The sequence below is a fragment of the Tenacibaculum caenipelagi genome (assembly GCF_004363005.1).
GTDB classification, from domain to species: Bacteria; Bacteroidota; Bacteroidia; order Flavobacteriales; family Flavobacteriaceae; genus Polaribacter; species Polaribacter caenipelagi.
On sequence record NZ_SNYH01000005.1, the window covers coordinates 217,463 to 241,781 of the forward strand.

At 31.0% G+C, this 24,319-nt stretch carries 32 protein-coding genes; 25 read left to right on the plus strand and 7 right to left on the minus strand.

The window, feature by feature from the left end:
• Positions 1 to 46 precede the first annotated feature (46 nt).
• From DFQ07_RS12080 to DFQ07_RS12110, 7 genes are all read right to left on the minus strand, one after another.
• A complete protein-coding gene (locus tag DFQ07_RS12080) occupies positions 47 to 1,213 on the minus strand; it encodes an acyl-CoA dehydrogenase family protein (protein WP_133537207.1) in 1,167 nt (388 codons plus the stop codon).
• Between the two features lie 25 nt (positions 1,214 to 1,238).
• Positions 1,239 to 2,138: a helix-hairpin-helix domain-containing protein gene (locus DFQ07_RS12085; RefSeq protein ID WP_133537209.1), complete on the minus strand. Its 900-nt coding sequence runs from the start codon at positions 2,136 to 2,138 to the stop codon at positions 1,239 to 1,241.
• Between the two features lie 14 nt (positions 2,139 to 2,152).
• A complete protein-coding gene (locus DFQ07_RS12090) occupies positions 2,153 to 3,841 on the minus strand; it encodes an alanine/glycine:cation symporter family protein (protein WP_133537211.1) in 1,689 nt (562 codons plus the stop codon).
• An 86-nt stretch (positions 3,842 to 3,927) separates the two neighbouring features.
• Positions 3,928 to 4,827 carry an SDR family oxidoreductase gene (locus DFQ07_RS12095; protein ID WP_133537213.1) on the minus strand — a complete coding sequence of 300 codons (900 nt, stop codon included), beginning with the start codon at positions 4,825 to 4,827 and terminating at the stop codon, positions 3,928 to 3,930.
• On the minus strand, positions 4,827 to 5,834 hold the full coding sequence (locus DFQ07_RS12100; RefSeq protein ID WP_133537215.1) for a potassium channel family protein: 1,008 nt from the start codon (positions 5,832 to 5,834) through the stop codon (positions 4,827 to 4,829). The genes DFQ07_RS12095 and DFQ07_RS12100 overlap by 1 nt, the downstream gene beginning before the upstream one ends.
• Positions 5,831 to 6,058: a PspC domain-containing protein gene (locus DFQ07_RS12105; protein ID WP_133537217.1), complete on the minus strand. Its 228-nt coding sequence runs from the start codon at positions 6,056 to 6,058 to the stop codon at positions 5,831 to 5,833. Before DFQ07_RS12105 ends, DFQ07_RS12100 begins: the two co-directional genes overlap by 4 nt.
• Positions 6,058 to 6,882, minus strand: a complete 825-nt coding sequence (locus tag DFQ07_RS12110; protein ID WP_133537219.1) for a class I SAM-dependent methyltransferase — start codon at positions 6,880 to 6,882, stop codon at positions 6,058 to 6,060. The genes DFQ07_RS12105 and DFQ07_RS12110 overlap by 1 nt, the downstream gene beginning before the upstream one ends.
• A gap of 112 nt (positions 6,883 to 6,994) precedes the next feature.
• Between DFQ07_RS12110 and uvrA the strand changes: the two genes are divergently transcribed.
• From uvrA to DFQ07_RS12205, 25 genes are all read left to right on the plus strand, one after another.
• Positions 6,995 to 9,820: an excinuclease ABC subunit UvrA gene (gene uvrA, locus DFQ07_RS12115; protein WP_133537221.1), complete on the plus strand. Its 2,826-nt coding sequence runs from the start codon at positions 6,995 to 6,997 to the stop codon at positions 9,818 to 9,820.
• Positions 9,821 to 9,962: 142 nt separating this feature from the next.
• Positions 9,963 to 10,646 carry a response regulator gene (locus DFQ07_RS12120; RefSeq protein ID WP_133537223.1) on the plus strand — a complete coding sequence of 228 codons (684 nt, stop codon included), beginning with the start codon at positions 9,963 to 9,965 and terminating at the stop codon, positions 10,644 to 10,646.
• A gap of 120 nt (positions 10,647 to 10,766) precedes the next feature.
• Positions 10,767 to 12,365 carry a vitamin K epoxide reductase family protein gene (locus DFQ07_RS12125; protein ID WP_133537225.1) on the plus strand — a complete coding sequence of 533 codons (1,599 nt, stop codon included), beginning with the start codon at positions 10,767 to 10,769 and terminating at the stop codon, positions 12,363 to 12,365.
• 119 nt (positions 12,366 to 12,484) lie between these two features.
• Entirely contained in the window at positions 12,485 to 12,646 is a 162-nt protein-coding gene (locus DFQ07_RS15615; RefSeq protein WP_166627776.1) for a hypothetical protein, read from the plus strand.
• Between the two features lie 20 nt (positions 12,647 to 12,666).
• Positions 12,667 to 12,828, plus strand: coding sequence for a hypothetical protein (locus DFQ07_RS15620; RefSeq protein WP_166627777.1), 162 nt, complete (start codon positions 12,667 to 12,669; stop codon positions 12,826 to 12,828).
• Positions 12,829 to 12,893: 65 nt separating this feature from the next.
• Complete coding sequence (locus tag DFQ07_RS12130; RefSeq protein ID WP_133537227.1) at positions 12,894 to 13,103, plus strand: hypothetical protein; 210 nt, start codon at positions 12,894 to 12,896, stop codon at positions 13,101 to 13,103.
• A 12-nt stretch (positions 13,104 to 13,115) separates the two neighbouring features.
• The gene (locus DFQ07_RS12135; protein ID WP_133537229.1) at positions 13,116 to 13,352 is read left to right on the plus strand and encodes a hypothetical protein; all 237 of its coding nucleotides are present in this window, start codon (positions 13,116 to 13,118) and stop codon (positions 13,350 to 13,352) included.
• 16 nt (positions 13,353 to 13,368) lie between these two features.
• A complete protein-coding gene (locus tag DFQ07_RS12140) occupies positions 13,369 to 13,584 on the plus strand; it encodes a hypothetical protein (RefSeq protein WP_133537231.1) in 216 nt (71 codons plus the stop codon).
• Positions 13,585 to 13,606: 22 nt separating this feature from the next.
• Entirely contained in the window at positions 13,607 to 13,780 is a 174-nt protein-coding gene (locus DFQ07_RS15625; RefSeq protein WP_166627778.1) for a hypothetical protein, read from the plus strand.
• 33 nt (positions 13,781 to 13,813) lie between these two features.
• Positions 13,814 to 13,972, plus strand: coding sequence for a hypothetical protein (locus tag DFQ07_RS15630; RefSeq protein WP_166627779.1), 159 nt, complete (start codon positions 13,814 to 13,816; stop codon positions 13,970 to 13,972).
• 80 nt (positions 13,973 to 14,052) lie between these two features.
• Positions 14,053 to 16,239: a peptidase domain-containing ABC transporter gene (locus DFQ07_RS12145; protein ID WP_133537233.1), complete on the plus strand. Its 2,187-nt coding sequence runs from the start codon at positions 14,053 to 14,055 to the stop codon at positions 16,237 to 16,239.
• Between the two features lie 82 nt (positions 16,240 to 16,321).
• On the plus strand, positions 16,322 to 16,513 hold the full coding sequence (locus DFQ07_RS12150) for a hypothetical protein (protein WP_133537235.1): 192 nt from the start codon (positions 16,322 to 16,324) through the stop codon (positions 16,511 to 16,513).
• Between the two features lie 23 nt (positions 16,514 to 16,536).
• The gene (locus DFQ07_RS12155; protein ID WP_133537237.1) at positions 16,537 to 16,728 is read left to right on the plus strand and encodes a hypothetical protein; all 192 of its coding nucleotides are present in this window, start codon (positions 16,537 to 16,539) and stop codon (positions 16,726 to 16,728) included.
• Positions 16,729 to 16,891: 163 nt separating this feature from the next.
• Complete coding sequence (locus DFQ07_RS12160) at positions 16,892 to 17,077, plus strand: hypothetical protein (protein ID WP_133537239.1); 186 nt, start codon at positions 16,892 to 16,894, stop codon at positions 17,075 to 17,077.
• An 18-nt stretch (positions 17,078 to 17,095) separates the two neighbouring features.
• Positions 17,096 to 17,287 carry a hypothetical protein gene (locus DFQ07_RS12165; RefSeq protein WP_133537241.1) on the plus strand — a complete coding sequence of 64 codons (192 nt, stop codon included), beginning with the start codon at positions 17,096 to 17,098 and terminating at the stop codon, positions 17,285 to 17,287.
• Positions 17,288 to 17,297: 10 nt separating this feature from the next.
• The gene (locus tag DFQ07_RS12170; protein ID WP_133537243.1) at positions 17,298 to 17,480 is read left to right on the plus strand and encodes a hypothetical protein; all 183 of its coding nucleotides are present in this window, start codon (positions 17,298 to 17,300) and stop codon (positions 17,478 to 17,480) included.
• A gap of 17 nt (positions 17,481 to 17,497) precedes the next feature.
• A complete protein-coding gene (locus DFQ07_RS12175) occupies positions 17,498 to 17,716 on the plus strand; it encodes a hypothetical protein (protein ID WP_133537245.1) in 219 nt (72 codons plus the stop codon).
• 108 nt (positions 17,717 to 17,824) lie between these two features.
• Complete coding sequence (locus DFQ07_RS12180) at positions 17,825 to 18,004, plus strand: hypothetical protein (protein WP_133537247.1); 180 nt, start codon at positions 17,825 to 17,827, stop codon at positions 18,002 to 18,004.
• Between the two features lie 21 nt (positions 18,005 to 18,025).
• A complete protein-coding gene (locus DFQ07_RS12185; RefSeq protein WP_133537249.1) occupies positions 18,026 to 18,205 on the plus strand; it encodes a hypothetical protein in 180 nt (59 codons plus the stop codon).
• An 83-nt stretch (positions 18,206 to 18,288) separates the two neighbouring features.
• A complete protein-coding gene (locus DFQ07_RS12190; RefSeq protein WP_133537251.1) occupies positions 18,289 to 19,578 on the plus strand; it encodes an HlyD family secretion protein in 1,290 nt (429 codons plus the stop codon).
• An 81-nt stretch (positions 19,579 to 19,659) separates the two neighbouring features.
• Positions 19,660 to 19,839 (plus strand): hypothetical protein, encoded by a 180-nt coding sequence (locus DFQ07_RS12195; protein ID WP_133537253.1) that lies wholly within the window; start codon positions 19,660 to 19,662, stop codon positions 19,837 to 19,839.
• Between the two features lie 21 nt (positions 19,840 to 19,860).
• On the plus strand, positions 19,861 to 20,019 hold the full coding sequence (locus DFQ07_RS15635) for a hypothetical protein (protein ID WP_166627780.1): 159 nt from the start codon (positions 19,861 to 19,863) through the stop codon (positions 20,017 to 20,019).
• 65 nt (positions 20,020 to 20,084) lie between these two features.
• Positions 20,085 to 20,249, plus strand: a complete 165-nt coding sequence (locus DFQ07_RS15640; RefSeq protein ID WP_166627781.1) for a hypothetical protein — start codon at positions 20,085 to 20,087, stop codon at positions 20,247 to 20,249.
• Between the two features lie 406 nt (positions 20,250 to 20,655).
• Positions 20,656 to 21,372, plus strand: a complete 717-nt coding sequence (locus DFQ07_RS12200) for an LOG family protein (RefSeq protein ID WP_166627782.1) — start codon at positions 20,656 to 20,658, stop codon at positions 21,370 to 21,372.
• Positions 21,373 to 21,417: 45 nt separating this feature from the next.
• Positions 21,418 to 24,249, plus strand: a complete 2,832-nt coding sequence (locus tag DFQ07_RS12205; RefSeq protein ID WP_133537255.1) for a gluzincin family metallopeptidase — start codon at positions 21,418 to 21,420, stop codon at positions 24,247 to 24,249.
• Positions 24,250 to 24,319 lie beyond the last annotated feature (70 nt).

Genomic DNA, 24,319 nt, shown 5'->3' on the forward strand with positions numbered 1-24,319 from the left:
AATCCTGTTTTAGCAACAGGATTTTTTTATTCATTTTTTCAACAAATTATGTCGCAGGCTTGTACTCTTTTTTATCAATTATCATTTTTGCAATAATCTCTTTAAGAATCTCTGATGTACCTCCACCGATTGGTCCTAAACGACTATCACGTAGTAAACGCGCCATAGGATACTCTTCCATATAACCATAACCACCTAACAACTGTAATGCTTCATAAATTACTTCGTCTGCCATTTTAGTAGACAATAACTTACTCATACTCGCTTCTTTCACTACATATTGTCCGTCATTAAGCCTTTTTGCTATAGAATAATTATATTCTTTACACATATCTACCCTACTAGCCATTTCAGCTACTTTATGTCGCAAGGCTTGAAACTTATCTAATGTTTTTCCGAATGCTTGACGTTCGCTCATATACTGTACTGCATAGTCAACAGCATATTCAGCACGTGCATGTGCATTGATTCCCATAACCAAACGCTCTAACGCAAAATGCTGCATAATATATGGAAATCCTTTTCCTTCTTCTCCCATTAAATTTTCAGCTGGAATCACCACATTATCAAAAGCTATTTCAGCAGTATCTGATGCTCGCCATCCTAACTTATCTAATTTAGTTGATGAAATTCCTGGTGTATCTCTATCTACAATAAAAATACTCATTCCTCTATGCTTGTCTTCTGGGTTAGTTTTTGCAGCTACCACTAAGTAATCAGAATACACCCCATTCGTAATAAATGTTTTTGAGCCATTTATTACATAAGTATCTCCCTTTTTAATTGCTGTCGTTCGCATTCCTGCCACATCACTACCTCCAAAAGGTTCTGTAATACATAAGCACCCTATTTTATCTCCATCGATACTTGGTGTTAAATATTCTCTTTTAATACGATCATCTCCTTCTTTATTAACATGCGTCATTGCCAAGTAAGCATGAGCCCACATATTTGCTGCAAATCCACCTGAATTTATCTTCTGTAACTCTTCTAAAAAGATTACCGTGTAAAAAAGATCTAATCCTAACCCACCATATTCTTCTGGTTGGTTTAAACCAAAGTATCCCATTTCACCGAACTTCTTCCAAATAAAACGTTCTACAGTCCCTTCTTTTTCCCATTTATCTATGTGTGGAACAACTTCTTTCTGTAAAAAATCTCTAAAACTTTGACGAAAAGACTCGTGCTCTTCAGTAAAATACATACTGTTCATTGGTGCTCTAATTGTTTGTTGTTTGTTATTTTGCTTCCAAATATATAACTATTCTATCGTATTTATCTAACGGAAAATCCTTAATATTTCTTAATTCTGAAATATTTTGAAGTTCTGCCACTTCATCTCGGTATTCAAAAATCTTTTTACATAACTCATAATCGATATACGGATTTTTCAACACCTCTTTAAATACAGCTGTATTTATATTTATTTTTTTAACAATAGGTTTTTCTACTATTTTAAAGACTTGTAAAACTTCATTTGCGGTTTCTTTATCCAAACCCCACACTTCATATAACTGAGAAGGATGTGAATACCCTTGAAGTTTACTTCGGTATTTTATAATTCTGGCAGAAAGCACCTCTCCTATTCCGCTTACAGTTTCAAAATCTTGTCTAGTAGCTTTATTTATATTATTTGTTGAAACTTTTTGTACCTTTATATATATATACTTTTCTACAGAGTTCGAAGTAGCCTCTTTACTCTTCTTCTGTTTTTCTCTTTTGTTTACCCAATCTGGAAATTTAAAGTATGGTGATATTTCCGCTAAAAGACTATCCGAAATTTTTGTAACGCTTTGAAATTCTTTTGCTGAATTAACATACTTATTCTGTTTTCTAAAATAATGAAGCCTATCTATTTCAGCAACAGACATCCCTAATCGATACCCCTTAAAATCCGTTATGTAATTAGGATTGAATGGATAAAGTTTTGGGGTTCTTTTTTCAAGCTCAATTATTTTTAAACTGTCTATCTGATTTTGAAACGCAATCAATTCACTAGTCTTTACATTTTGCTCTTCTTCCGAAGAAAAATCAACATAAGTATATATAAATTGTAACGCTATTATTACTACTATTAAAAAGAAAATCCCATTTCTTTGGCGTTTGTAATACCAGAAATGGGATTTAAATATTTTCATTATAATTTTGTTTATTATTCTACCGCTTCCTTTTTAAGATTAATAGCGTCCAAATACCTTTTTAGTTGCTTTTTAACCACTGGCATCAATAAGTATAAACCTACCATGTTTGGGAATACCATCGCAAAAATCATTGCATCTGAAAAATCCCAAATAGACTTCATACTTGCAGCTGCTCCAATTACTACGAAAGTTAAGAATAAAATTTTATATGTTAAATCTGCTTTTTTACCTCTACCGAATAAGAATTTCCATGATTGTAATCCGTAATATGACCATGAAATCATTGTAGACACAGCAAACAATACTACAGCCACTGTTAAAAATACATTTGAAAATGGAATATATGCTGCAAATGCTTTTGAAGTAATTCCCGCTCCCTCATATGCTACTCCATCAATAAATACAGATCCTGTACCATCACCTCCATATTCAAAAGCTCCTCCGAAGTTAAATATAATGATTACTAAGGCTGTCATTGTACATATTAATACTGTATCGATAAATGGCTCTAATAACGCCACTAACCCTTCTGATGCAGAGTATTTTGTTTTTACTGCCGAGTGCGCAATAGATGCTGAACCTGCCCCTGCTTCGTTTGAAAATGCTGCTCTTTTAAATCCAACTAATAAAACACCTATCAGTCCTCCAACTCCTATAGCAGTTGGTTTGAATGCTTCACTAAAAATTAAAGAAATCGCATCATCAATTAATGAAAAGTTAATTCCTAAAATATATAAACATGCTAATAAATATAGTAAAGCCATAAATGGAACTACTTTTTCTGTTACTGAAGCTATTCTTTTAATCCCTCCAATAATAATAATTCCTACTAATGCTGCCAATACAACTCCAATAATAGCTCCAGCTGCAGTACTTTCTAAACCTAGCAATTCTTTTATTACAATTGTTGCTTGGTTAGATTGTGCTGCGTTACCACCACCAAAAGAACCTCCAATACAAAAAACTGCAAATGCTGCTGCTGCTAATTTACCTAAAGTTTTAAATCCTTTTTCTTTTAAACCTTTTGTTAAATAATACATAGGCCCTCCGTACACAGTACCATCTTCACCTACATCACGATAATGAACCCCTAATGTACATTCAACAAATTTTGTTGACATACCCAACAAACCACAAACTATCATCCAAAAAGTTGCCCCAGGACCTCCTAATGCAATTGCCAAGGCTACCCCTGCAATATTACCATTTCCTACTGTACCTGAAACTGCTGTAGCCAAGGCCTGAAAGTGAGATACTTCTCCATCATGGCTTTCATCTCTAATAGTCTCTTTTATATCTCCATCGATTTCTAAATCACTATGTATCTGCTCTAAGTTTTCTATATGCTCTTCAATATCATCTACACTATTCATGTCTACTCCTTTCGCTATTCCTTCCTCTCCGTATAATATTTGAGCTCCGTGTTTTTCTATGTCTTCATATTTCCCTCTAACTACATTGATAGCTGTAATGAAGTAACGGAAATTTGGAAACCCAAAATAAATCGTAAAAAAAGCAGCACTTGCCACTAACAAAATCAACACAAAAGGAGTATCAAATACGGTAAAGAAGATCAAACTGCTAAAGAAGTCAGAAACTGGTTTAAAAGCTTCGTCTATTTGTTGATCCAAACCCTTTTCTTGTGCGAAAGAGAATATCGGTGCTATTAACAACAGCATCGTAAGTAGTCTTTTATTCATAATGATATGCTAGATTTTTGAATTTATAGCCCGCAATATCATAAAAAAATGTACTCTCGACAAGTTTTAGTTGTTAAATATAATTTTTATGTTAGTTTTTCTTTAAATCTTTGTAAATCATCTTTAAATGATTTTGGACACAACCCTAACTCCTCCCTCGTTTTCGTTAAATCGAATCCTGTTTTTGAAGGACGTGGTGCTTTTTGATTTAAAGCAGTTGTAGAAATGGGTTTGATTAAATTTTTATCTAACCCAAAAGTTACTGCTATTTGTTGTGCTATTTCATAAATACTTAACAACATATTTGACGAAATATTAAAAATTCCTTTTGCCCTTTTATCTATAGCTAGCTTACAAGCTAAGGCTAAATCTTCAACATAGGTTGGCATGCGAAATTGGTCATTGACAATCGTTATTTCTTTACCATCTTCTAAAGATTTTTTCACCCATAACACAATATTATTGCGTGACATATCATATACCTTACCATACACCAAGATGGTACGAAAAATGGCATAATTAATAGTAGATTCTGTAAGAATCTCTTCAGACTTTAACTTAGACCATCCATAGTGACTTAAAGGATTAGGGGTGTCTGTTTCTTTATACAGCCCTTTTTTTCCATCAAAAATAAAATCGGTAGATATATGAATTAAATGTGTTTTATTTTCTTCTGAATAATCTTTTAAATACTGAACTACATCAATATTCAACTTATTACAAATTTCCTTATCAGCCTCACAGGCATCAACATTTGTCATTGCTGCTGTGTTTACAATAACATCTGGATTGTGTTCTGATAATTTTTCGCGGAGCAATAATTCATCAGTAATATCAATTGAAACATATTCAAAATCATTTCTCCCACTTCTATTCTTTCCTCTTGAAAAACCTAGCACCTGATACTTACTTTTTTCCTCCAATAGTAAATTCACTAGAGTTTGCCCCAACAAACCATTACTTCCCGTTACTACTACCTTCTTCATTAAAATAACTTTCTAAGCGTATTTATTTGTTCAGGACGCCCTAAAACAATAAGATTACCTCCGGCCTCTAATTTTACCGAAGCTTCTGGGTTAATAATATATTCTTTATCCGGAGTACGATACCCTATAACCGTACATCCTGTTTTTTTTCGCAAGTCTAAATCTAATATTGTTTTATCAATATATTTTCCAGGCAAATCATTTATAGCCACTTCTTCTAAGTTAGCTGTTGTATCTCCTTCAATTGTTAACCTATCTACAAATTCAATTACATCAGGAGTTACTACCAAAGATGCCATATGAGCTCCTCCTAACTTATCTGGCATAATTACATTATCGGCCCCTGCTATTTTAAGTTTACTATACGATGTTTCCTTTGATGCTCTACTAATAATTTTACAATTATTATTCAACTGTTTTGCTGTTAACACCACAAATAAATTATCTGCATCTGATGGTAATGCTGTAATTAAATTTTCAGCTTTTAAAATCCCAGCTTTTAATAACGTCTCATCAATAGTAGCATCTCCTTCAATGTTTAGCATCTCTAATTCATCAAGAAGTTTGATAATTTTTGTATCATTTTCTACTACAACAAACTCTTTTTTATAGCTCTTTAATTTAGCAAGGGCTTGTTTACCATTTCTACCATACCCACAAACAATAGTATGACCTTGTAATTGTTCTATTTTTTTTTGCACTTTTTTTACTTTTAATTGGCGAAAAAATTGCCCACTGATTAAATATTCTGAGAATGAAGACACCGCATATCCAAAAACAAATAAACTAGATAAAATAAGTCCTATTGTAAACAGTTTTTCTCCTGTACCAAACGGATGCACCTCACCAAAACCTATTGTACTGATAGTAATTACCGTCATATACAAGGCATCTATTAGAGAATATCCAAACAACAGTAAATACCCTAATACTCCAATACTAACAATAAGTATTGAATAAGTAATCGCTCTATATAACCTTGATTGGAGTACCGTATTTATAATCATAAATCGAAAACAGACGTTCGTTTTGTATAAATCATGTCTTTTAAACGCAATAAAAATGCTAAGGTTAGATACAACCCAAACGATAAACCAACCGTAACAAAGGATATATAAATAAAAAACAACCGTACATTAGTTGCTCTCATACCTAAACGGTCTGCAAATCGAGAGGACACATTAAACCCATGGCGCTCAAAAAAATGTCTTACAGAATGGATTAGTTTCATTAAACTATTTTTTTCAAGATATAAAATTTCTCGTTTAAAATTAAATCTTTTTCTAATTTCACTTGATTATTGTACTTTTTTGAAAGACTGAAATAATCTTGATGATTCTCTAAACTATAGTTTTTATTTTTAGTATAAAAATCATCTTCTATCGTTTGCCAATCTGATGCTTCAGTCTTTATCATTTCATTATTGCAAAAATCGAGTAATTTTTTAAACCCTTGTGTGTTTTTTAAATCATTTTGAAAAGAAGCACTTCCTACATAGTCTCCTTCTTCTTGTAATTTTGAAAACAGCTCAAAAAGTTTATCTGTGTCTTTTCTTGATAAAAAAAACAACACCCCTTCTATTAAAATAAAAGAAGATTTACTTCCCTTTATTGTCTTGAGTGTTTCCAACAATACATCAACATAATCTTTACTAAAATCTACTCCTATAAAATAGATTGTTCTTTTGGGTAATTTTCCCTCTTTTTGAAACTCTTTAATTTTTTCCTCTTTATAAAGTATTACTTCTTTTTTATCTATCTCAACATTAATCATGTGTTCGTTCAATAAAAAAGGATACATACTAAAACCACTCCCGAAATTAATAAGCACTTCTGGTTTTAATCTTTCAATCTCTTCAAGAAAAAATCGATTTCTTAAACAATGTGCCGAAACTTCTTCTTCACAAACTTGATTAAGATACTTTTCTACTAAAACATTTGTTCTAGAATTACCCCAAAGTTTAGCGTATACATCTCTACTCAAATCTTCATTTAAAGACCTGAATGTTGATGTAACAAAAGCTGTTTCGTGTATTTCAATACTCTTTTTATGCATTACTATTATACAGATAACATGCAAGATACCAATTTCATATCATTTGTTAAACACCCTTGTTTAAAATAAATTTGGTTTTGGTAACTTTGCCTTTTTTGGTAAAATCCTCACTTTGAAAGAACAAGAATACATAGAAGTTTACGGAGCAAGAGCTCATAATTTAAAAAACATTGATGTTAAGATTCCTCGTGAAAAACTAGTTGTTATTACTGGTTTAAGCGGTAGCGGAAAATCTTCACTGGCATTTGATACTATTTATGCTGAGGGACAACGTCGCTACATTGAAACCTTTTCAGCCTACGCTCGTCAATTTTTAGGCGGGCTGGAACGCCCCGATGTTGATAAAATCGACGGACTTTCTCCTGTTATTTCTATTGAACAAAAAACTACGAATAAAAGTCCGCGTTCTACAGTAGGTACTATTACTGAAATTTATGATTTTCTTCGTCTGTTATTTTCTCGTGCAGCTGATGCTTATTCTTACAATACTGGCGAAAAAATGGTCAGTTATTCAGATGAACAAATCAAAGAATTAATTTTAAAAGATTTTGACGGAAAGCGTATTGCTATACTTGCTCCAATAATTAAATCCAGAAAAGGACATTATCGCGAATTGTTCGAACAAATTTCTAAACAAGGTTTTGTTCGTGTTCGAGTTGATGGTGAAATTCGTGAGATTGAAAAAGGTATGAAACTCGACCGCTACAAAACTCACGATATTGAAGTGGTTATTGATCGTTTAGTTGTGAATGACACTGCCGAAAAACGTTTGGATGAAACCATTAAAACAGCCTTATATACAGGTGATAATATTTTAATGGTAATTGATGTTGACAATGAGAAACCGCGCTACTTTAGTCGTGAACTCATGTGTCCTACTACTGGAATTGCATATCCTAACCCAGAACCAAACACTTTCTCGTTCAACTCACCTAAAGGTGCCTGTACACATTGTAACGGATTAGGAATTACCAATGAAATAAACCATCAAAAAATAATTCCAGACAACAGTATCTCTATTAAAAATGGAGGAATTGTTCCGTTAGGGGAACAAAAAAATAGTTGGATTTTCAAACAACTACAAACCATTGCAGAACGCTATAATTTTAAACTAAATGATCCCATAAAAAGCATTCCAAAAGAAGCTATGGAGGTTATTCTAAATGGTGGAAAGGAAAAATTTGAAATCCAATCAAAAGTAGCCGGGGTAACTAGAAATTATGAAATTGATTTTGAAGGAATTGTTGCTTTTATTGAAAATCAATACAAAAACTCAGAAAGTACATCAATTAAACGTTGGGCAAAAGACTTTATGGATGAAGTTACTTGTTCAGTTTGTGATGGAAAACGACTAAAAAAAGAAGCGCTTCATTTTAAAATCACCGATAAAAATATAAGTGATTTAGCTCAAATGGACGTATTGGAATTAGCTGGCTGGTTTCAAAAAATTGACAATAAACTATCAGAAAAACAATTAACCATTGCCTTTGAGATTTTAAAAGAAATCAGAACTCGAATTCAGTTTTTATTAGATGTCGGATTAGATTACTTAACTCTAGACAGAACCTCTAAATCACTTTCTGGTGGTGAAGCACAGCGCATTCGATTGGCAACACAAATTGGATCTCAATTAGTAGGAGTTCTTTATATTTTGGATGAACCTAGTATTGGTTTACACCAACGAGACAATCAAAAATTAATCGATTCACTTATCAAATTACGTGATGTTGGAAATTCTGTTTTAGTAGTTGAACATGATGAAGACATGATTAAAAATGCTGATTTTGTCTTAGATATTGGCCCTGGCGCAGGACGTCATGGAGGTGAAATTGTAAGTGAAGGAAGTTTTGACGATTTAAAGGCTCACGATACGCTAACTGCTGATTATTTATCCAAAAGAAAAGAAATTGAAGTACCTAAAAAACGTCGTGAAGGAAATGGTAATAGCATTAAGTTATCAGGAGCTTCTGGAAATAATTTAAAAAATATTTCTGTTGAGTTTCCTTTAGGAAAAATGATTTGTGTAACGGGTGTTTCGGGTAGTGGAAAATCTACTTTGATTAACGAAACTTTATACCCTATTTTAAATACACATATTTATCGCGCGGTAAAAAAACCTATGCCATATAAAAAAGTTGAGGGATTAGAACATATAGATAAAGTGATTGACATTGACCAATCTCCTATTGGAAGAACTCCACGCTCTAACCCAGCAACGTACACAGGTGTGTTTAGTGAAATCCGTAGTCTATTTGCCAAAACCCCAGAAGCATCTATTCGCGGTTACAAACCTGGTCGATTTAGCTTTAACGTTAAAGGCGGACGTTGTGAAACTTGTCAAGGTGGCGGAGTTCGTGTCATTGAAATGAACTTTTTACCAGATGTTCATGTGGAATGTGAAACATGCCAAGGAAAACGTTTTAACAGAGAAACTTTAGAAATCCGTTACAAAGGAAAATCAATTTCTGATGTATTAGACATGACCATTAATGAAGCAACCGAATTCTTTGAGCACATTCCTAAAATACATCGAAAGTTAAAAACCATTAAAGATGTTGGATTGGGCTATATTACACTCGGGCAACAATCTACCACGCTTTCAGGTGGTGAAGCGCAACGTATTAAGTTAGCTTCAGAATTATCCAAAAGAGATACAGGTAATACTTTTTACATTTTAGATGAACCTACTACAGGATTACATTTTGAAGATATTCGTGTCTTAATGGAGGTATTAAATAAGTTAGCTAACAAAGGAAACACTGTATTAATTATAGAGCATAATTTAGATGTAATTAAACTAGCTGATTATATTATTGATATTGGTATGGAAGGAGGTAAAAAAGGAGGAAAAGTATTAACTTTTGGAACTCCTGAAGAAGTTGCTAATCATAAAAAAAGTTACACAGCTAAATTTTTAAAGAAGGAATTAAGAAACTAAAAACATACTTTCATAATTAAATAGTTTTGTTAAAACTATCTTATTTTTTTTATTTTAATTTACTTTATATAAATTTATACGCTATTTATTTTAAGTAATAGTTAAAATAATAAGATAATGTTCCCCCCGAAACTATATAAATATGAAAAAAGAAAAACAATCTGCTTTAATAGCAGATAATTGTCCTCTTATATGTGAAACATATAAGAGTATAATATCAAAAGTAGCTAACCTAACATCTAATTTTAATTTTAATACCGACATTACTTACAATTGTAATGGAGCTTATGAGATTATAAAAAGAACAATAGAAAAGGAAACTTCATTAAATTTTGTTTTGTTAGACTTAAAACTAACACCTTCAACTAATAGAAAAATTTTATCTGGTGAAGATTTAGGACTTTTAATTAGAAAACTACTTCCCAGTACAAAAATTATTGTATCTACAGATTGTAATGACAATTATAGAATTCATAATATTATTAAAAGCTTAAATCCTGAAGGGTTTTTAATAAAAAATGATTTAACGTCAGAAGAACTAAAAAATGCTATTAGAAATGTAGTAAGTAACACACCTTATTACAGCAAAACTGTATTAAAGCTTATACGAAAAGAGATAGCTAATAACTTTATAATAGATTCAATAGACCGAAAAATTCTTTACGAACTATCAATCGGTTCTAAGATGAAAGATATGCCTATCTATATTCCTCTTTCTGCGGCAAGTATTGAAAAGAGAAAACGACATTTAAAAAAGATTTTTAATGTAAAAGATAAAGGTGATAGAGAGTTAATTTTAATAGCCAAAGAGAAAGGATACATATAGAAAACAAAAAAGTAAGGAAAAACCTTACTTTTTTTACGTCTTTTTTTACACTTTTTAAATTACGACAAGATAGATTTGGGAAAATCAAAAAATTAGCTATTCACAAAAAAACATATACCATTGAAAGACACGCTGATAACTTTAGTACAAAAATTACTTAAGAAAAATAAAATTCCTTTTGACAAAGAAGAACTTGCTTTTCAAATTCAAAGCCATCCTTCTTACCCTAGTTTACATGCAATAACAGGAGTCTTAGATCACTTTAATATTGAAAATGTTGCTGCTGACGTTCCTGTAAATTCAGAAACCCTTTCACAATTACCTAATTGTTTTATTGCTCAAATAAATAAGGAGCATGGTCAAGACTTAATTGTCGTTGAAAGAAAAGGGTTAGATTATGTAATACACGATTCTGAAAACAAAAAAAACACCTTAACAGAAACAGAATTTCTTGACCTATTTACAGGTATTATTGTTGCTGTTGAACAGACTGAAGCTAATGAACAAATCAACACAAAATCCAATACCATAAAAACTGTCGGGTTTACCTTCTTGACCATTTTAGCTTCCTATTATCTTTACCAAAGCTCAACATCATGGCAAAATGTTGCATACTTTATTCTATCTATTATTGGAATAATAGTTAGTGTTGCTATTGTAAAACAAGAATTAGGCTTAAAAACTTCTATTGGTGATGCCTTTTGTTCTGGAGCTGACGATAAAAAAGATTGCGATGCTGTTTTAACTTCTAAAGGAGCAGAGATAATAAAAGGTTACAAACTAAGCGACTTAAGTATTTTATATTTTACGGGACTATCAATCATTACTTTTATTCAAATAGCTAACCCTGTAATTTCATACACTATTAGTTTATTAGCTATTCCTGCTACTATTTACTCTCTTTACTACCAGTATGCAGTAATAAAAAAATGGTGCCTTTTATGTTTGAGTATTGTCGGTGTTTTATGGATACAGGCATCTGTACCTATTTTAACTAAAACTTATATTGATATTTTTGTTAGTAACGATTTTGTTATTTTTGGATTAGTAACATTCTCTTCTTGGATAGCTTGGAACTATATCAAACCATTAGTTACAAACGTACATGAACTTAGAAAAGAGAAAATTGAAAATGTTAAATTTAAAAGAAACTATACCTTATTTGACAACCTTCTTCAAAAATCGCCTCAACTAGACACTCAATTAAATAATAGCAAAGAGATTATTTTCGGGAATCTAAATTCAAACCTAGAGATAGTAATTGTAACCAATCCTTTCTGCGGGCATTGTAAACCTGTTCATGCTCATGTTGATGAAATTCTAAAAAGATATCACAACAATGTAAAGATAACAGTTCGCTTCAATATCAACCCAGAAGACAAAGAAAGTGATGCTGTAAAAATTACTAGTAGGTTATTGGAGTTATACGAGCTAAAAGGAGAAAAAGAATGTTTAGCTGCTATGGACGCTATTTATGGAGATGAAAAGCCTACTAATTGGTTAAAGAAATGGGGAGAATGCAAACAAAAAGAGCTTTATATTTCTGAACTAGAAAAAGAAAAAGCTTGGTGTAAAGAAAATGCTATCAATTTTACTCCCGAAATTCTAATCAACGGAAGGTCCTTCCCTAAAGAATACAATAGAACTGATTTAATTTTATTTATTGAAGACCTAGAAGAAAACTGTCAAGTTTCAACTACTTCCTTAAAAACAGCATAATAAAAAAACAAAGCCCTGAAAAGGGCTTTGCATTTTGAACAATATTCTCTCGCGAAGAATAGACACAATGGTGAGTGTCTTTAAATGTTCGCCGCAAAAGTAACTTTAAAATTTCAATTATGAAAAAACAAATTTTAACATTAGGTAAAGTTTTAAACAAAGCGGAACAAATCCATATTAATGGAGGTAGAAAAATGTGTGATACCAACAAAGATGGTAAGTGTGAAGATAATGGCCCACACTGTGCCGAAGTGTATTGTAGCTTTGAAATTGATTTCTAATATATTTAAAAAAAAGTAAGATGAAAAAATCAATTTTAAACTTAGGAAAAGCTTTAAACAAAACGGAAAAAATTCAAATTAACGGAGGAAAGAGGCAATGTATTACTCCATGGAGTAATGGTGAATGTACAGAATTTGGTTTACAGTGTGCTGAAATTGAATGTCAATTAGGCCCATTCTAAAGTTAAGTTTAATATAACAACCATTGTCAAATAACCTTGACAGTGGTTTTATACTTCTATATATCATGAAAAAATCAATTTTAAACTTAGGCAAAGCCTTAAACATAGTAGAACAAAAACAAATTAATGGAGGAGTAAAACCAAAACCATCTTTATGCTGTGACCCAGCATTACAATGTTGTACTACTAGTTACTTAGCTCAAAACAACACTAGCTGTGGTGGAACTTATATTTCTGGTTGTCAATATCACCCAGCAACAAACTGTTGTATTTAAAAAATATTTATTATGAAAAAACAAATTTTAAATTTAGGAAAAACGCTAAGTAAAAAAGAACAAAAGTTGGTAAATGGTGGTGGGGCTATAGGCTTTTGTGATGAAGGAGGAAACTGTCCTACAGGACAATACTGCGAAGGCATTTACTGTTACCTTAATGATGGTGGTAGCAATAACGGGGGAAATAATAACTGTACAGGACCGTGGCAATTTTGTCCTGAAGGCAGTATTAGTTGTACTGGTTGTTAAATACAAAATTTAAATTATGAAAAAACAAATTTTAAGTCTAGGTAAAGTTCTATATAAGACTGATCAAAAAGAAATTTACGGAAAAGGACCTATTGAAGGACCAGATTGTAAATGTTTTTGTTATAGTAATGGAGTAAAGGTCTCTAATTCTTGTCGCCAATACTGTCCAGACGGAACAATTCCTGGTGTAGAATCAGGCGACCCTTCATGTTGGACAGGTGCTGAATACTAACTATTAATTCAAAAATTTACTTATGAAAAAGCAAATTTTAAACTTAGGAAAAAGTTTAAGCAAAACAGAACAAAAAAACACCTTTGGAGGTATAGAATTAAAACGTGAAGATGCTTGCTCTGGAGAAAACACTTGTACTGTAGATGATGAATGTCCAGGTAGTTGTTGCTGTACTAGCGATAATGTCTGTATATAAAACACATAACATAATCTTTAACTTTTATAAATTATGAAAAAACAAATTTTAAACTTAGGAAAAACTTTAAACAAAGTTGAACAAAAACAAGTTAATGGAGGTGCTCCTGGACATTGTACAAAATTTGATTGCTACAATCCATATACAAGGGAATGGAGCTGTGTTCCATCAGCTGAATACTGTCCTTATTAATAGGTCGAGTTTTTAACAAAAAAGAGTGGAATTTTTTCTATATTTCACTCTTTTATTATTCTTATTTATCTCTAATTCACTTGAAAAAATTTCCAAATTACAAACAAACTGAAGCCAAAGATTGTGGCCCTACATGTATAAAAATCATAGCTAAGCACTATGGTAAAACCATCAATACTCAACAGTTACGAAAATTAAGTGAAACAACCAGAGAAGGAAGTAGTTTGCTTGGATTAAGTGATGCTGTTGAATCTATTGGGTTTAAATCCTTAGGTATAAAATTAGCTTACAATAAACTTAAAGAAGCTCCTTTTCCTTGTATCATTCACTGGAATAAAAACCACTATGTAGTTCTTTATAAGATTAAAAAAGATGTAATCTACATATCTGATCCAGCACATGGACTCATTACTTTTACTAAAGAAGAGTTCATACAGCATTGGATAGGAAACAATGCCGATGAAAATACTGAGGAGGGAATTGCTTTACTGATTGAACCTACTCCAAGGTTCTATCGAGAAGAATTTGAAGAAGATGAAAAGTTTGGGTTCTCTTTCATTTTCAAATACTTATTCAAGTACAAAAAATTTATAGTTCAACTTATAGTTGGTTTATTAGCTGGAAGTTTACTCCAATTAATCCTCCCTTTCTTAACTCAGAGTGTAGTTGATGTGGGGATTAAAAATCAAGATTTAAACTTTGTTTATTTAATTCTATTCGCTCAATTATTTCTGTTTGTAGGTAAAGCATCTCTTGAAATTATTAGAAGTTGGATTTTATTACACCTTAGTACTCGTATTAACATCTCCTTAATTTCTGATTTCTTTATTAAATTAATGAAACTACCTATCTCCTATTTTGATGTAAGAATGACAGGTGATTTATTACAAAGAATCAACGATCATAAACGTATTGAACGAATCTTAACAACATCATCATTAACAGTACTTTTCTCCTTTTTCAACCTTATAATATTCAGTTTAGTCTTGGGATATTATAGTCTGCAAATTTTTGGAGTATTTGTGCTCGGAAGTGTTTTGTACTTTGGGTGGGTATTATTCTTCTTTAAAAAACGTAAAGAACTAGACTACAAACGTTTTTCTCAAGTAAGCCAAGAACAAAGTAAAGTGATTGAACTTATTAACGGAATGCAAGAAATTAAACTCCATAATGCAGAAAGACGAATGCGTTGGAATTGGGAATATGTTCAAGCTCGATTATTTAAAGTTGCTACAAAAAGTCTCGCCCTTGAACAAACTCAAAGTGTAGGATCAAACTTTATCAATGAACTTAAAAATATGTTCATTACCATACTTTCTGCCAAACTTGTAATAGACGGTAAAATTACACTGGGTATGATGATGGCTATTAGTTACATTGTTGGCCAATTAAACGGACCAATTACTCAATTAATTAATTTTATGAGAGATATACAAGACGCGCAAATCTCTTTGGATAGATTGGGTGAAATTCATAATATGGAAGATGAAGAAAAACCTACCGATGAAAAGGTAACAACCATCCCTGAAGACGCTTCAATAAAACTAAACGATATTTCTTTTAGATATACTGGTGGATTGGAACCTGTTTTAAAAGATTTATCTCTTGAAATTCCTGCCAACAAAACAACTGCAATTGTAGGGGTTAGTGGTAGTGGTAAAACTACCTTAATGAAATTATTACTTGGTTTTTATCAAGTTGACCAAGGAGATATCATGGTTAACAATTTCAGTTTAAAAAATATTTCTCAAAAAGAATGGAGAAGAAATTGTGGAGTTGTTATGCAAGAGGGATATATCTTTAACGATTCCATAGCCAAAAATATAGCTGTAGGAGAAGACTATGTAGATAAAGAAAAGCTAGCTCATGCTATTGATGTAGCCAATATTGGAGACTATATTGAAGGTTTGCCATTAGGCTACAATACTAAAATTGGAAGTGAAGGTAATGGGCTTAGTACTGGGCAAAAACAACGACTACTTATCGCTCGTTCTGTATACAAAAATCCAAAATTTTTATTCTTTGATGAAGCTACCAGCGCCTTAGATGCCAATAATGAAAAAGTTATTATGGGGAAACTTAATGAGTTTTTTGCTAACAAAACAGCTGTTGTAATAGCCCATAGATTAAGTACTGTAAAAAATGCACATCAAATAGTGGTACTTGAAAAAGGAAAAATTATAGAAAAAGGAAACCATCAAGAACTTATTAAATTAAAAGGAAGTTATTACCATCTAGTTAAAAACCAACTAGACCTTGGTAAATAAAACATTTTTTACAAAAAAGTAGACACAGACCTTGAGTGTCTTTAAATGATCAAGGGGTAATCAAATATTTTAATTTTTAATTATGAAAAAGCAAATTTTAAACTTAGGTAAAGCTTTAAACAAAGTTGAACAAAAATCTTTTTGGGGTGGTTTTGGCTCTGTAGATGAAAATGATCGCTGTTTTTGTCTAATACAAAAAGGAGGTCAATTTTATGCGCATTACGTTGACTGCTATAGTACATGTCCTGATGGAAGTGATCCTTTACAATATTAATCTATAATTATAATCTTATGAAAATGAAAAAGCAAATTTTAAGCTTAGGGAAAAACTTAAGTAAATTAGAACAAAAGCAAATAAGAGGTGGCGGTTTAGGGTCTACTTGTGATCTTATTGAAGGACAATGCAAAGGTTGTTGCGAAATAGGTTCAGATGGTGGATGTTATGCTGTTATTGATAAACGATGTGATCCAGGCCCTGCAGATTTTTAGTCGTTAGACCCGAAAAGTTACAAATAGAAAAACGATTTTAAATATAGACAATTAAACAAAATCTAAATAAAACACGACATTAAAAATTCTTTCGCGAAGAATAGACATAAACCTTGAGTGTCTTTAAATGGTCGAGGATTAATTAATATTTAATTTTTTAATCATGAAAAAATCAATTTTAACCTTAGGTAAAGCTTTAAACAAGGTTGAACAACAACAAATTAATGGTGGATATATAGAAGCTACATGTGAAGATTTAGGATGGAATAGTTATACATGTAACCGATGTGAATGGGACTATGATAGTTCTTGTTGGCTACAAAGTGGATATAGAAAATGTTGTTTTTAATCTTAAAAATTAATAATCATGAAAAAATCAATTTTAACCTTAGGTAAAGTTTTAAATAAAATAGAGCAAAAAACTATAAATGGAGGAGGTCACCCTGCTTGTTACTCACATAGTGACTGTCCTGGAACAATGGGTTGTTGTAATGGTGGTTATGGAGAAATGGGTATATGCTTAACCTTTGATCAATATCAAAAATACTGTAACCTTTAATATAGCAATAATGAAAAAAGAAATTCTAAATTTAGGAAAAAGCTTAAGTCAAGCTAAACAAAAGCTAATTTTTGGAGGTACAGATGAATACGGGGTCTGTAAAGAAAAGTTCGGATTCTTTTGCGGTGTAGATGGACATGTATGCTGCAATTATATGTGTGTGTTACCTTCTCACTCTGCTTGTAACTCCTAATAAATAAATTAATTATTATGAAAAAATCAATTTTAAACTTAGGTAAAGCTCTGAATAAAATAGAGCAAAAAACTATAAATGGAGGAGGTGAATCATGCCCTCCAAGAGGATGTTATTATTCTGATGACCCTCTTAACACACCTGCAACTCTTTGTGGCACCTGTCAAGATTACCACAGTCTTCCACAAGAATGTCAAATGAGTGTTTTAGTCAATTATAAGTGTTTTTCTAGATAAGAAAAACTTCTTAAATATAATGTTACAAAAAACTTTCGCGAAGAATAGACACAAACCTTGAGTGTCTTTAAATGTTCAAGGATTTTATCAAATTTTTAATTTTAAAAAATGAAAAAATCAATTTTAAGTTTAGGGAAAGCTTTAAACAGAGTAGAACAGAAACAAATTAATGGTGGAAAATTTATCTGTTGTTACAACAACCCTTCATGTCCTCCTACACATGAAACTTCTTGTATTATTATTGCAGGTCGATGTATTTATGAACCAGATGAAGGTGTTCCGTGCTAATACCCTTAAAACTTGTTAATTATGAAAAAAGCAATTTTAAACTTAGGGAAAAACTTAAGTAAATTAGAACAAAAACAAATTAATGGAGGAGCAATTGTTCTTTGCCCTATGGAAGTTGGTGGATGTACATGCAACTGCTATTGGGATGAAGAAGGAAGGTGTGTAACAAACACTAGTGTTCCTACAAAACCTTGTAATTAATTACTAATTTCAAGGGAAAGATAGATATATCAAATTCTTTGGAGAGGGATACTCCCTCTCCTTTTAAAAGCTAAAAATATTAAATGCCAAACAGTACTCAAGACATAGAAATTAGAAGCGAGGAAGTTCAAGAAATTTTAACCCATGTACCAAATTGGATGATTCGTTGGGGTAACACGCTTTTTTTAGGCCTTATCTTTATGTTATTATTTATTTCATGGTTTGTAAAATATCCTGACGTTATTTCTACTGAAGTAATGGTTACCACCTCTACACCTCCTGAAAAAATTTATGCAAAGTCAACAGGACAATTTGAAACCTTTTTAACCAGCGAAGGCAAAAGTGTTACTGAAGGAGATGTTTTAGCTATCATTGAAAATAGTGCTTCTTATAAAGATGTTTTATTATTAAAAAGTATTGTTGACACTATTAGAATGAATCAAGAAAAATTCTTTTTTCCTATTGATGATGTTCCTCCTTTAATTTTAGGTGATATTACCTCTAGCTATTCTCAATTTGAAAATGATTATTCCGAATACATTTTAAACGAAAAACTAACTCCATTCAAGTCTGAAAATTTTGCTAATCAAATGTCGGTAATTGAAGCTAAAGGAAGATTACAAATTTTATTATCTCAAAAAGATTTAAATTTAAAAGAATTAGGATTTAAAGAAAAAGATTTAGAACGTAGTCGAAAAATGTTTGATCAAGGTGTAATTTCTGCCAAAGAAAAAGATCAAAAAGAAATAGAATACCTACAAGCAAAACGTTCTTACAAAACACTTGAATCTTCAATTTCACAAATCAGAGAATTAATTAGTAACTCCAATAAAAACCTAGAAGGAACCTCCATAAAGAAAACTCAACAAGACAGTCGATTAAAAAAGAAAGCTATACAATCGTTTTTATATCTTAAGAAAGCAATTAAAGATTGGGAAAAACAATACGCTTTAACCTCTTCTATTAATGGAAAAGTTTCTTTTTTATCCTTCTGGAATAAAAATCAAACTGTAAAAACTGGAGATTTAATTTTCACCATCATTCCTAATGAAGGGAATACTTTTATAGGAAAAATTGAAGCTCCCGCAGCTAACTCTGGTAAGATAAAAAAAGGGCAAAAAGTTCAAATAAAACTACTGAACTACCCTTCTGATGAGTTTGGTGAAATTAATGGAAAAGTAAAATCTATTTCACTTATACCAAATGAAAAAGGGAATTACTTAATAGATGTCGAACTACCCCAGAACTTAGAAACAACATACGATAAAACGATTCCTTTTAGGCAAGAAATGAAAGGTGCTGCGGATATTGTAACAGAAGATTTACGTTTGATAGAACGTTTTTTCTATCAACTTAAAAATATTGTCAAATAAAAAATTCTCTCGCGAAGAATAGACACAAACCTTGAGTGTCTTTAAATGGTCAAGGATTATTAAATATTAAATTTTTTAATCATGAAAAAACAAATTTTAAACTTAGGTAAAGCTTTAAACAAAGCTGATCAAAAACAAATTAACGGTGGTGGTTTTGGTAGTTGTTACCAAGATGGATGGAAGTGCTGTCAAACAACCTCTAGAGGAATTGTTTTCTGCGATGCCGGAAAATGTGGGACTTACGGATGTTTTTGGTACTAAACTTAAGATTATCTTAAAATTATGAAAAAATCAATTTTAAATTTAGGTAAAAAGTTAACAAAAGCAGAACAAACACAAATCAACGGAGGCAGAAAACAATGTATGAAACCAGGAGGTACTACTTGTTTTGACTATGGATGGTTTTGTGCTGAATCTGAATGCCAAATAGGTCCTTTCTAAAATTCAATTTAATATAGTAACCATTGTCAAAAAAGTTTGGCAATGGTTTTAAACTTTTATTTATCATGAAAAAATCAATTTTAAATTTAGGTAATCCTCTAAATAAAATACAACAAAAACAAATTAATGGAGGAATTGACCCTTATTTATGCACACTTAATGACCCTTGTTATATTTTCATAGGAGCTATATGTACAGATGTATGCATGCACGAACCTATTGGAAAGTAAATTTGTAATAGCTACTGTAGCTGTAAAAGAAAACAACTAAAAGTTCTCTTATAAAAAATAAGACATAGCACTTGAGTGTCTTTAAATAATCAAGAATTATGAAATATTTATTTTTTAAACTATGGAAAAGTCATTTTCAAATTTAGGCTATCTTTTAAATAAAGCACAACAAAAGCAAATAAACGGAGGTACAATTTGTAGAACAGATCTAGATTGCCCTTCAGACTCTTATTGTAGAAATAGAGTATGTGATTAAAATAATAATCACATGAAGATTAAAAGGTCGATTAAAAATTAATCGACCTTTTTTAAATTGTGATTTGTTAGAATAAAACCACTAAATTAGCAGGCTTGCTAAAATTCTAAATTTTAGGAGTTCTTTAAATTGTTAATTTAATAAAGGTAAATGAATATGAGTCCGAATGATGACAGAAAAATTAGAGAAAAACTACAACAAAAAACGTGGAACGAAATAAAAACCAACGATTCATGGGCAATTTTTAAAATCATGTCTGAATTTGTTGATGGATATGAAAAATTAAGTAAAATTGGACCTTGTGTATCTATTTTTGGATCTGCACGAACAAAAGCTAATGATCCTTATTATAAACTAGCAGAAGAAGTAGCTTATAAATTAACACAAAGTGGTTTTGGGGTAATTACAGGAGGTGGTCCTGGTATTATGGAAGCTGGTAACAAAGGAGCACATAGAGGTAAAGGAACTTCTGTTGGGTTAAACATTGAGCTTCCTTTTGAGCAACACGATAATCCTTGGGTTGACAGCGATAAAAACCTAGAATTTGATTACTTCTTTGTTCGTAAAGTTATGTTTGTAAAATATTCTCAAGGTTTCGTAGTAATGCCTGGTGGTTTTGGTACTATGGATGAGCTTTTTGAAGCTATTACCCTTATTCAAACAAAAAAAATTGGGCGTTTCCCTATTGTTTTGATTGGCACGAAATTCTGGGGTGGTTTATTAGATTGGATTAAAAACACTTTAATCGCAGAAGGAAATATTAACGAAAAAGATTTAAACTTATTTAGAATCGTTGATACAGCAGACGAAGCTGTTGAACACTTTAACAAATTCTATGCTAAATATCAGTTAAAACCAAATTTCTAAAAATATGTATCTTTAAAGCTCGTTGTATTCCCAACGAGCTTTTTTATGTTTGTATTGAAATCAAAAACATACTTCTTTGTCTGTATTATTTTATTGTGTTGTTTAAAAATAACAGCGCAAGTAAATTCAATTAATATTAAAGCCAAACTAGATGTAAAAAACGACTTACTTCACATTCAACAGAAAACTGTTTTTTTTAACCAATCATCTACTAACTTAAAAAAACTTTACCTACATAATTGGGCTAATAGCTACATAGATAACGAAACACCTCTGGGCAAACGTTTTATCGAAGATTACAAAAACGATTTTTATTTTTCAAAAGATAATGACAGAGGTTTTAGTTATATAAAAAATTTGGCTATAAACTATAAATTAGTTCCTTTTAAAGAAAAAAAGAACCAACCTGATGTTATTGAAATTTCTTTAACAGATACACTTAAACCTCAAGATAGCTTAACTATATTCACTTCTTATTTTGTAAAAATCCCGAATGCAAAATACACTGGGTACGGAAAAACAAAAACCGGGTATCATTTACGTTTTTGGTATATAACTCCTGCAGTTTTTAATGAAAATTGGCAAATAATGAGCAACTTAAATTTAGATGATTTATATGAAAAACCTTCTAGTTATACTATTTCTATTGATGTTCCCAAAAATTATCACATCGAAAGTAATTTATATCAATATAAAACTGAACAAGGAGAAACTACCAATTTCTATTTAGTAGGACAAAAGAAAAAAGACATTATACTTCATATTGATACAGTAAAGACATTCAAATCTTTTAAAACAAAAGATAAAGAAGTAAAAACTGATGCTTATTTAAAAGACATCTCGAATAAAGAAACTACCGAAATTATAAATCGGCAAATACAATTTATTGAAGATTTCTTAGGAAAAACTCCGCATCCAGAAATTCTTGTAGATGCTCGTACTGTAAATAAAAACTCCTTACATGAAATTTATGGAATTCCTCGCTGGTTAAAACCATTTCCTAAAAATTTCAGATGGGAAACAGGTTTTTTCAAAGCACTTACACAAAAATATTTTGACGATGTTATTATTCTTAATACAAGAAAAGATTATTGGTTAACAGACGGATTACAAACTTTTTTAATGATGGAGTATATAAAAAAGTATTACCCTGATGTTCCTATTTTAGGTAAATATGCCAATAATTGGCTTATAAAATCCTATAACCTTTCTAAACTTAAACAAAATGATAAATATGCTTTTGTTTATCAATTTAGTGCTCGTAAATTTTATGATCAACCACTAACAACACCTAGTGATTCACTTTCTAATTTCAACCGAAAAGTAGTCAGCAAGTATAAAGCTGGGCTAGGATTTAAGTATTTACAAGATTTTGTTGGGGATAGTGTTTTAAAGAAATCTATAAGAGAGTATTACTTTAAAAATCAATTAAAACTAACTAGTGGTGAAAATTTTGCTACCATTATTCAACAAAACACTTCAAAAGATTTACGATGGTTTTTTGGTGACTATATAAACACCAATAAAAAAATTGATTACAAAATAAAAAAAGTAAAATACTCTAAAAACAAAGATTCCCTTAACATTACCATTAAAAATAAAAGGAATTTTACGGCTCCTGTTGCCTTATATGGTATTCAAAAGAAAAAAGTAAAATTTAAAACATGGGTCACTAATATTGAGTCTATAAAGACTATTAAAATAAAGAGAGGTGATTTTGATAAATTAGCTTTAAATTACGAGAACAACTACCCAGAATTTAATTATTTAGACAACTTCAGAAATGTAAACGACAAACTTATTAACAAACCTCTACAATTTCGTTTTTTTAAGGATGTAGAAAACCCATACTATAATCAATTCTTTTATTATCCAGACATTAAATACAACCTATATGATGGGCTAATATTAGGAGTTAACATTAATAATAGACCTATTATTAATCATAACTTTGAGTTTAGCATAACTCCCAACTACGGAACAAAAAGTAAAAACTTAACAGGCTCATTTGTTGTCGCATACAATCATTTCCTCAAAAAATCTAGTTTATATAAAATACGATACGGTATTGGTGGTAGTAATTTTCATTATGCTCCTGAACTAGGTTATAATACTTTAACTCCATTTGTAAGTTTTCAATTTAGAAGAAATACCCTTCGAGACATAGGATCTAAGTTTTTTTTGGTTCGTTTAGTAGGCATTAATAAAGAAGTCGTTCCTGATGATACTCAAACAGATCAGGACAAGTATAATATTTTTAATTTACGCTACATCAATAACAAGTACACCGCAATTCAAGATATTAGATATGCTTTCAATGCTGAAATAAATTCAAACTTCAACAAAATATCTACAGATATTAGGTACAGAAAGCTTTTCACTACTAATGAAAGCTATGAAGTTCGCTTTTTTGGAGGATTATTCTTAACCAACGATACTGAAGGTGATTATTTTAGCTTTGGATTAAATCGTGGAAATGATTACCTATTTGAACAAAACTTATTCGGACGATCAGAAAATGAAGGGATTTTTAGTCAGCAATTTGTTACAGATCAAGGAGGTTTTAAGTCTAAATTTAAAAACCCTCATTATGCTAATCAATTCATTTCTTCCATCAATACCAGTATTAGTGTTTGGAAGTGGGCAGAAATTTATAATGATGTGGCTATGTTAAAAAATAAAAACACATCACCTAAGTTTTTTTACGAGAATGGGATTCGCTTAAACTTTCTCCCCGATATTTTCGAATTTTATCTTCCTATTTATACCAATGAAGGTTTCGAAATCAACAAAGGAGCCTATCCTTCAAAAATTCGATTTATTATTACAACAGACATTGATAGAATTTATAACTTTTTTAGAAGAGGCCTATTATAAATACTTCAACAAAAACTGTTTTTTTTCTATTATTTTAACAAATATTCAATAAAAACCGAAATTTTTAAAT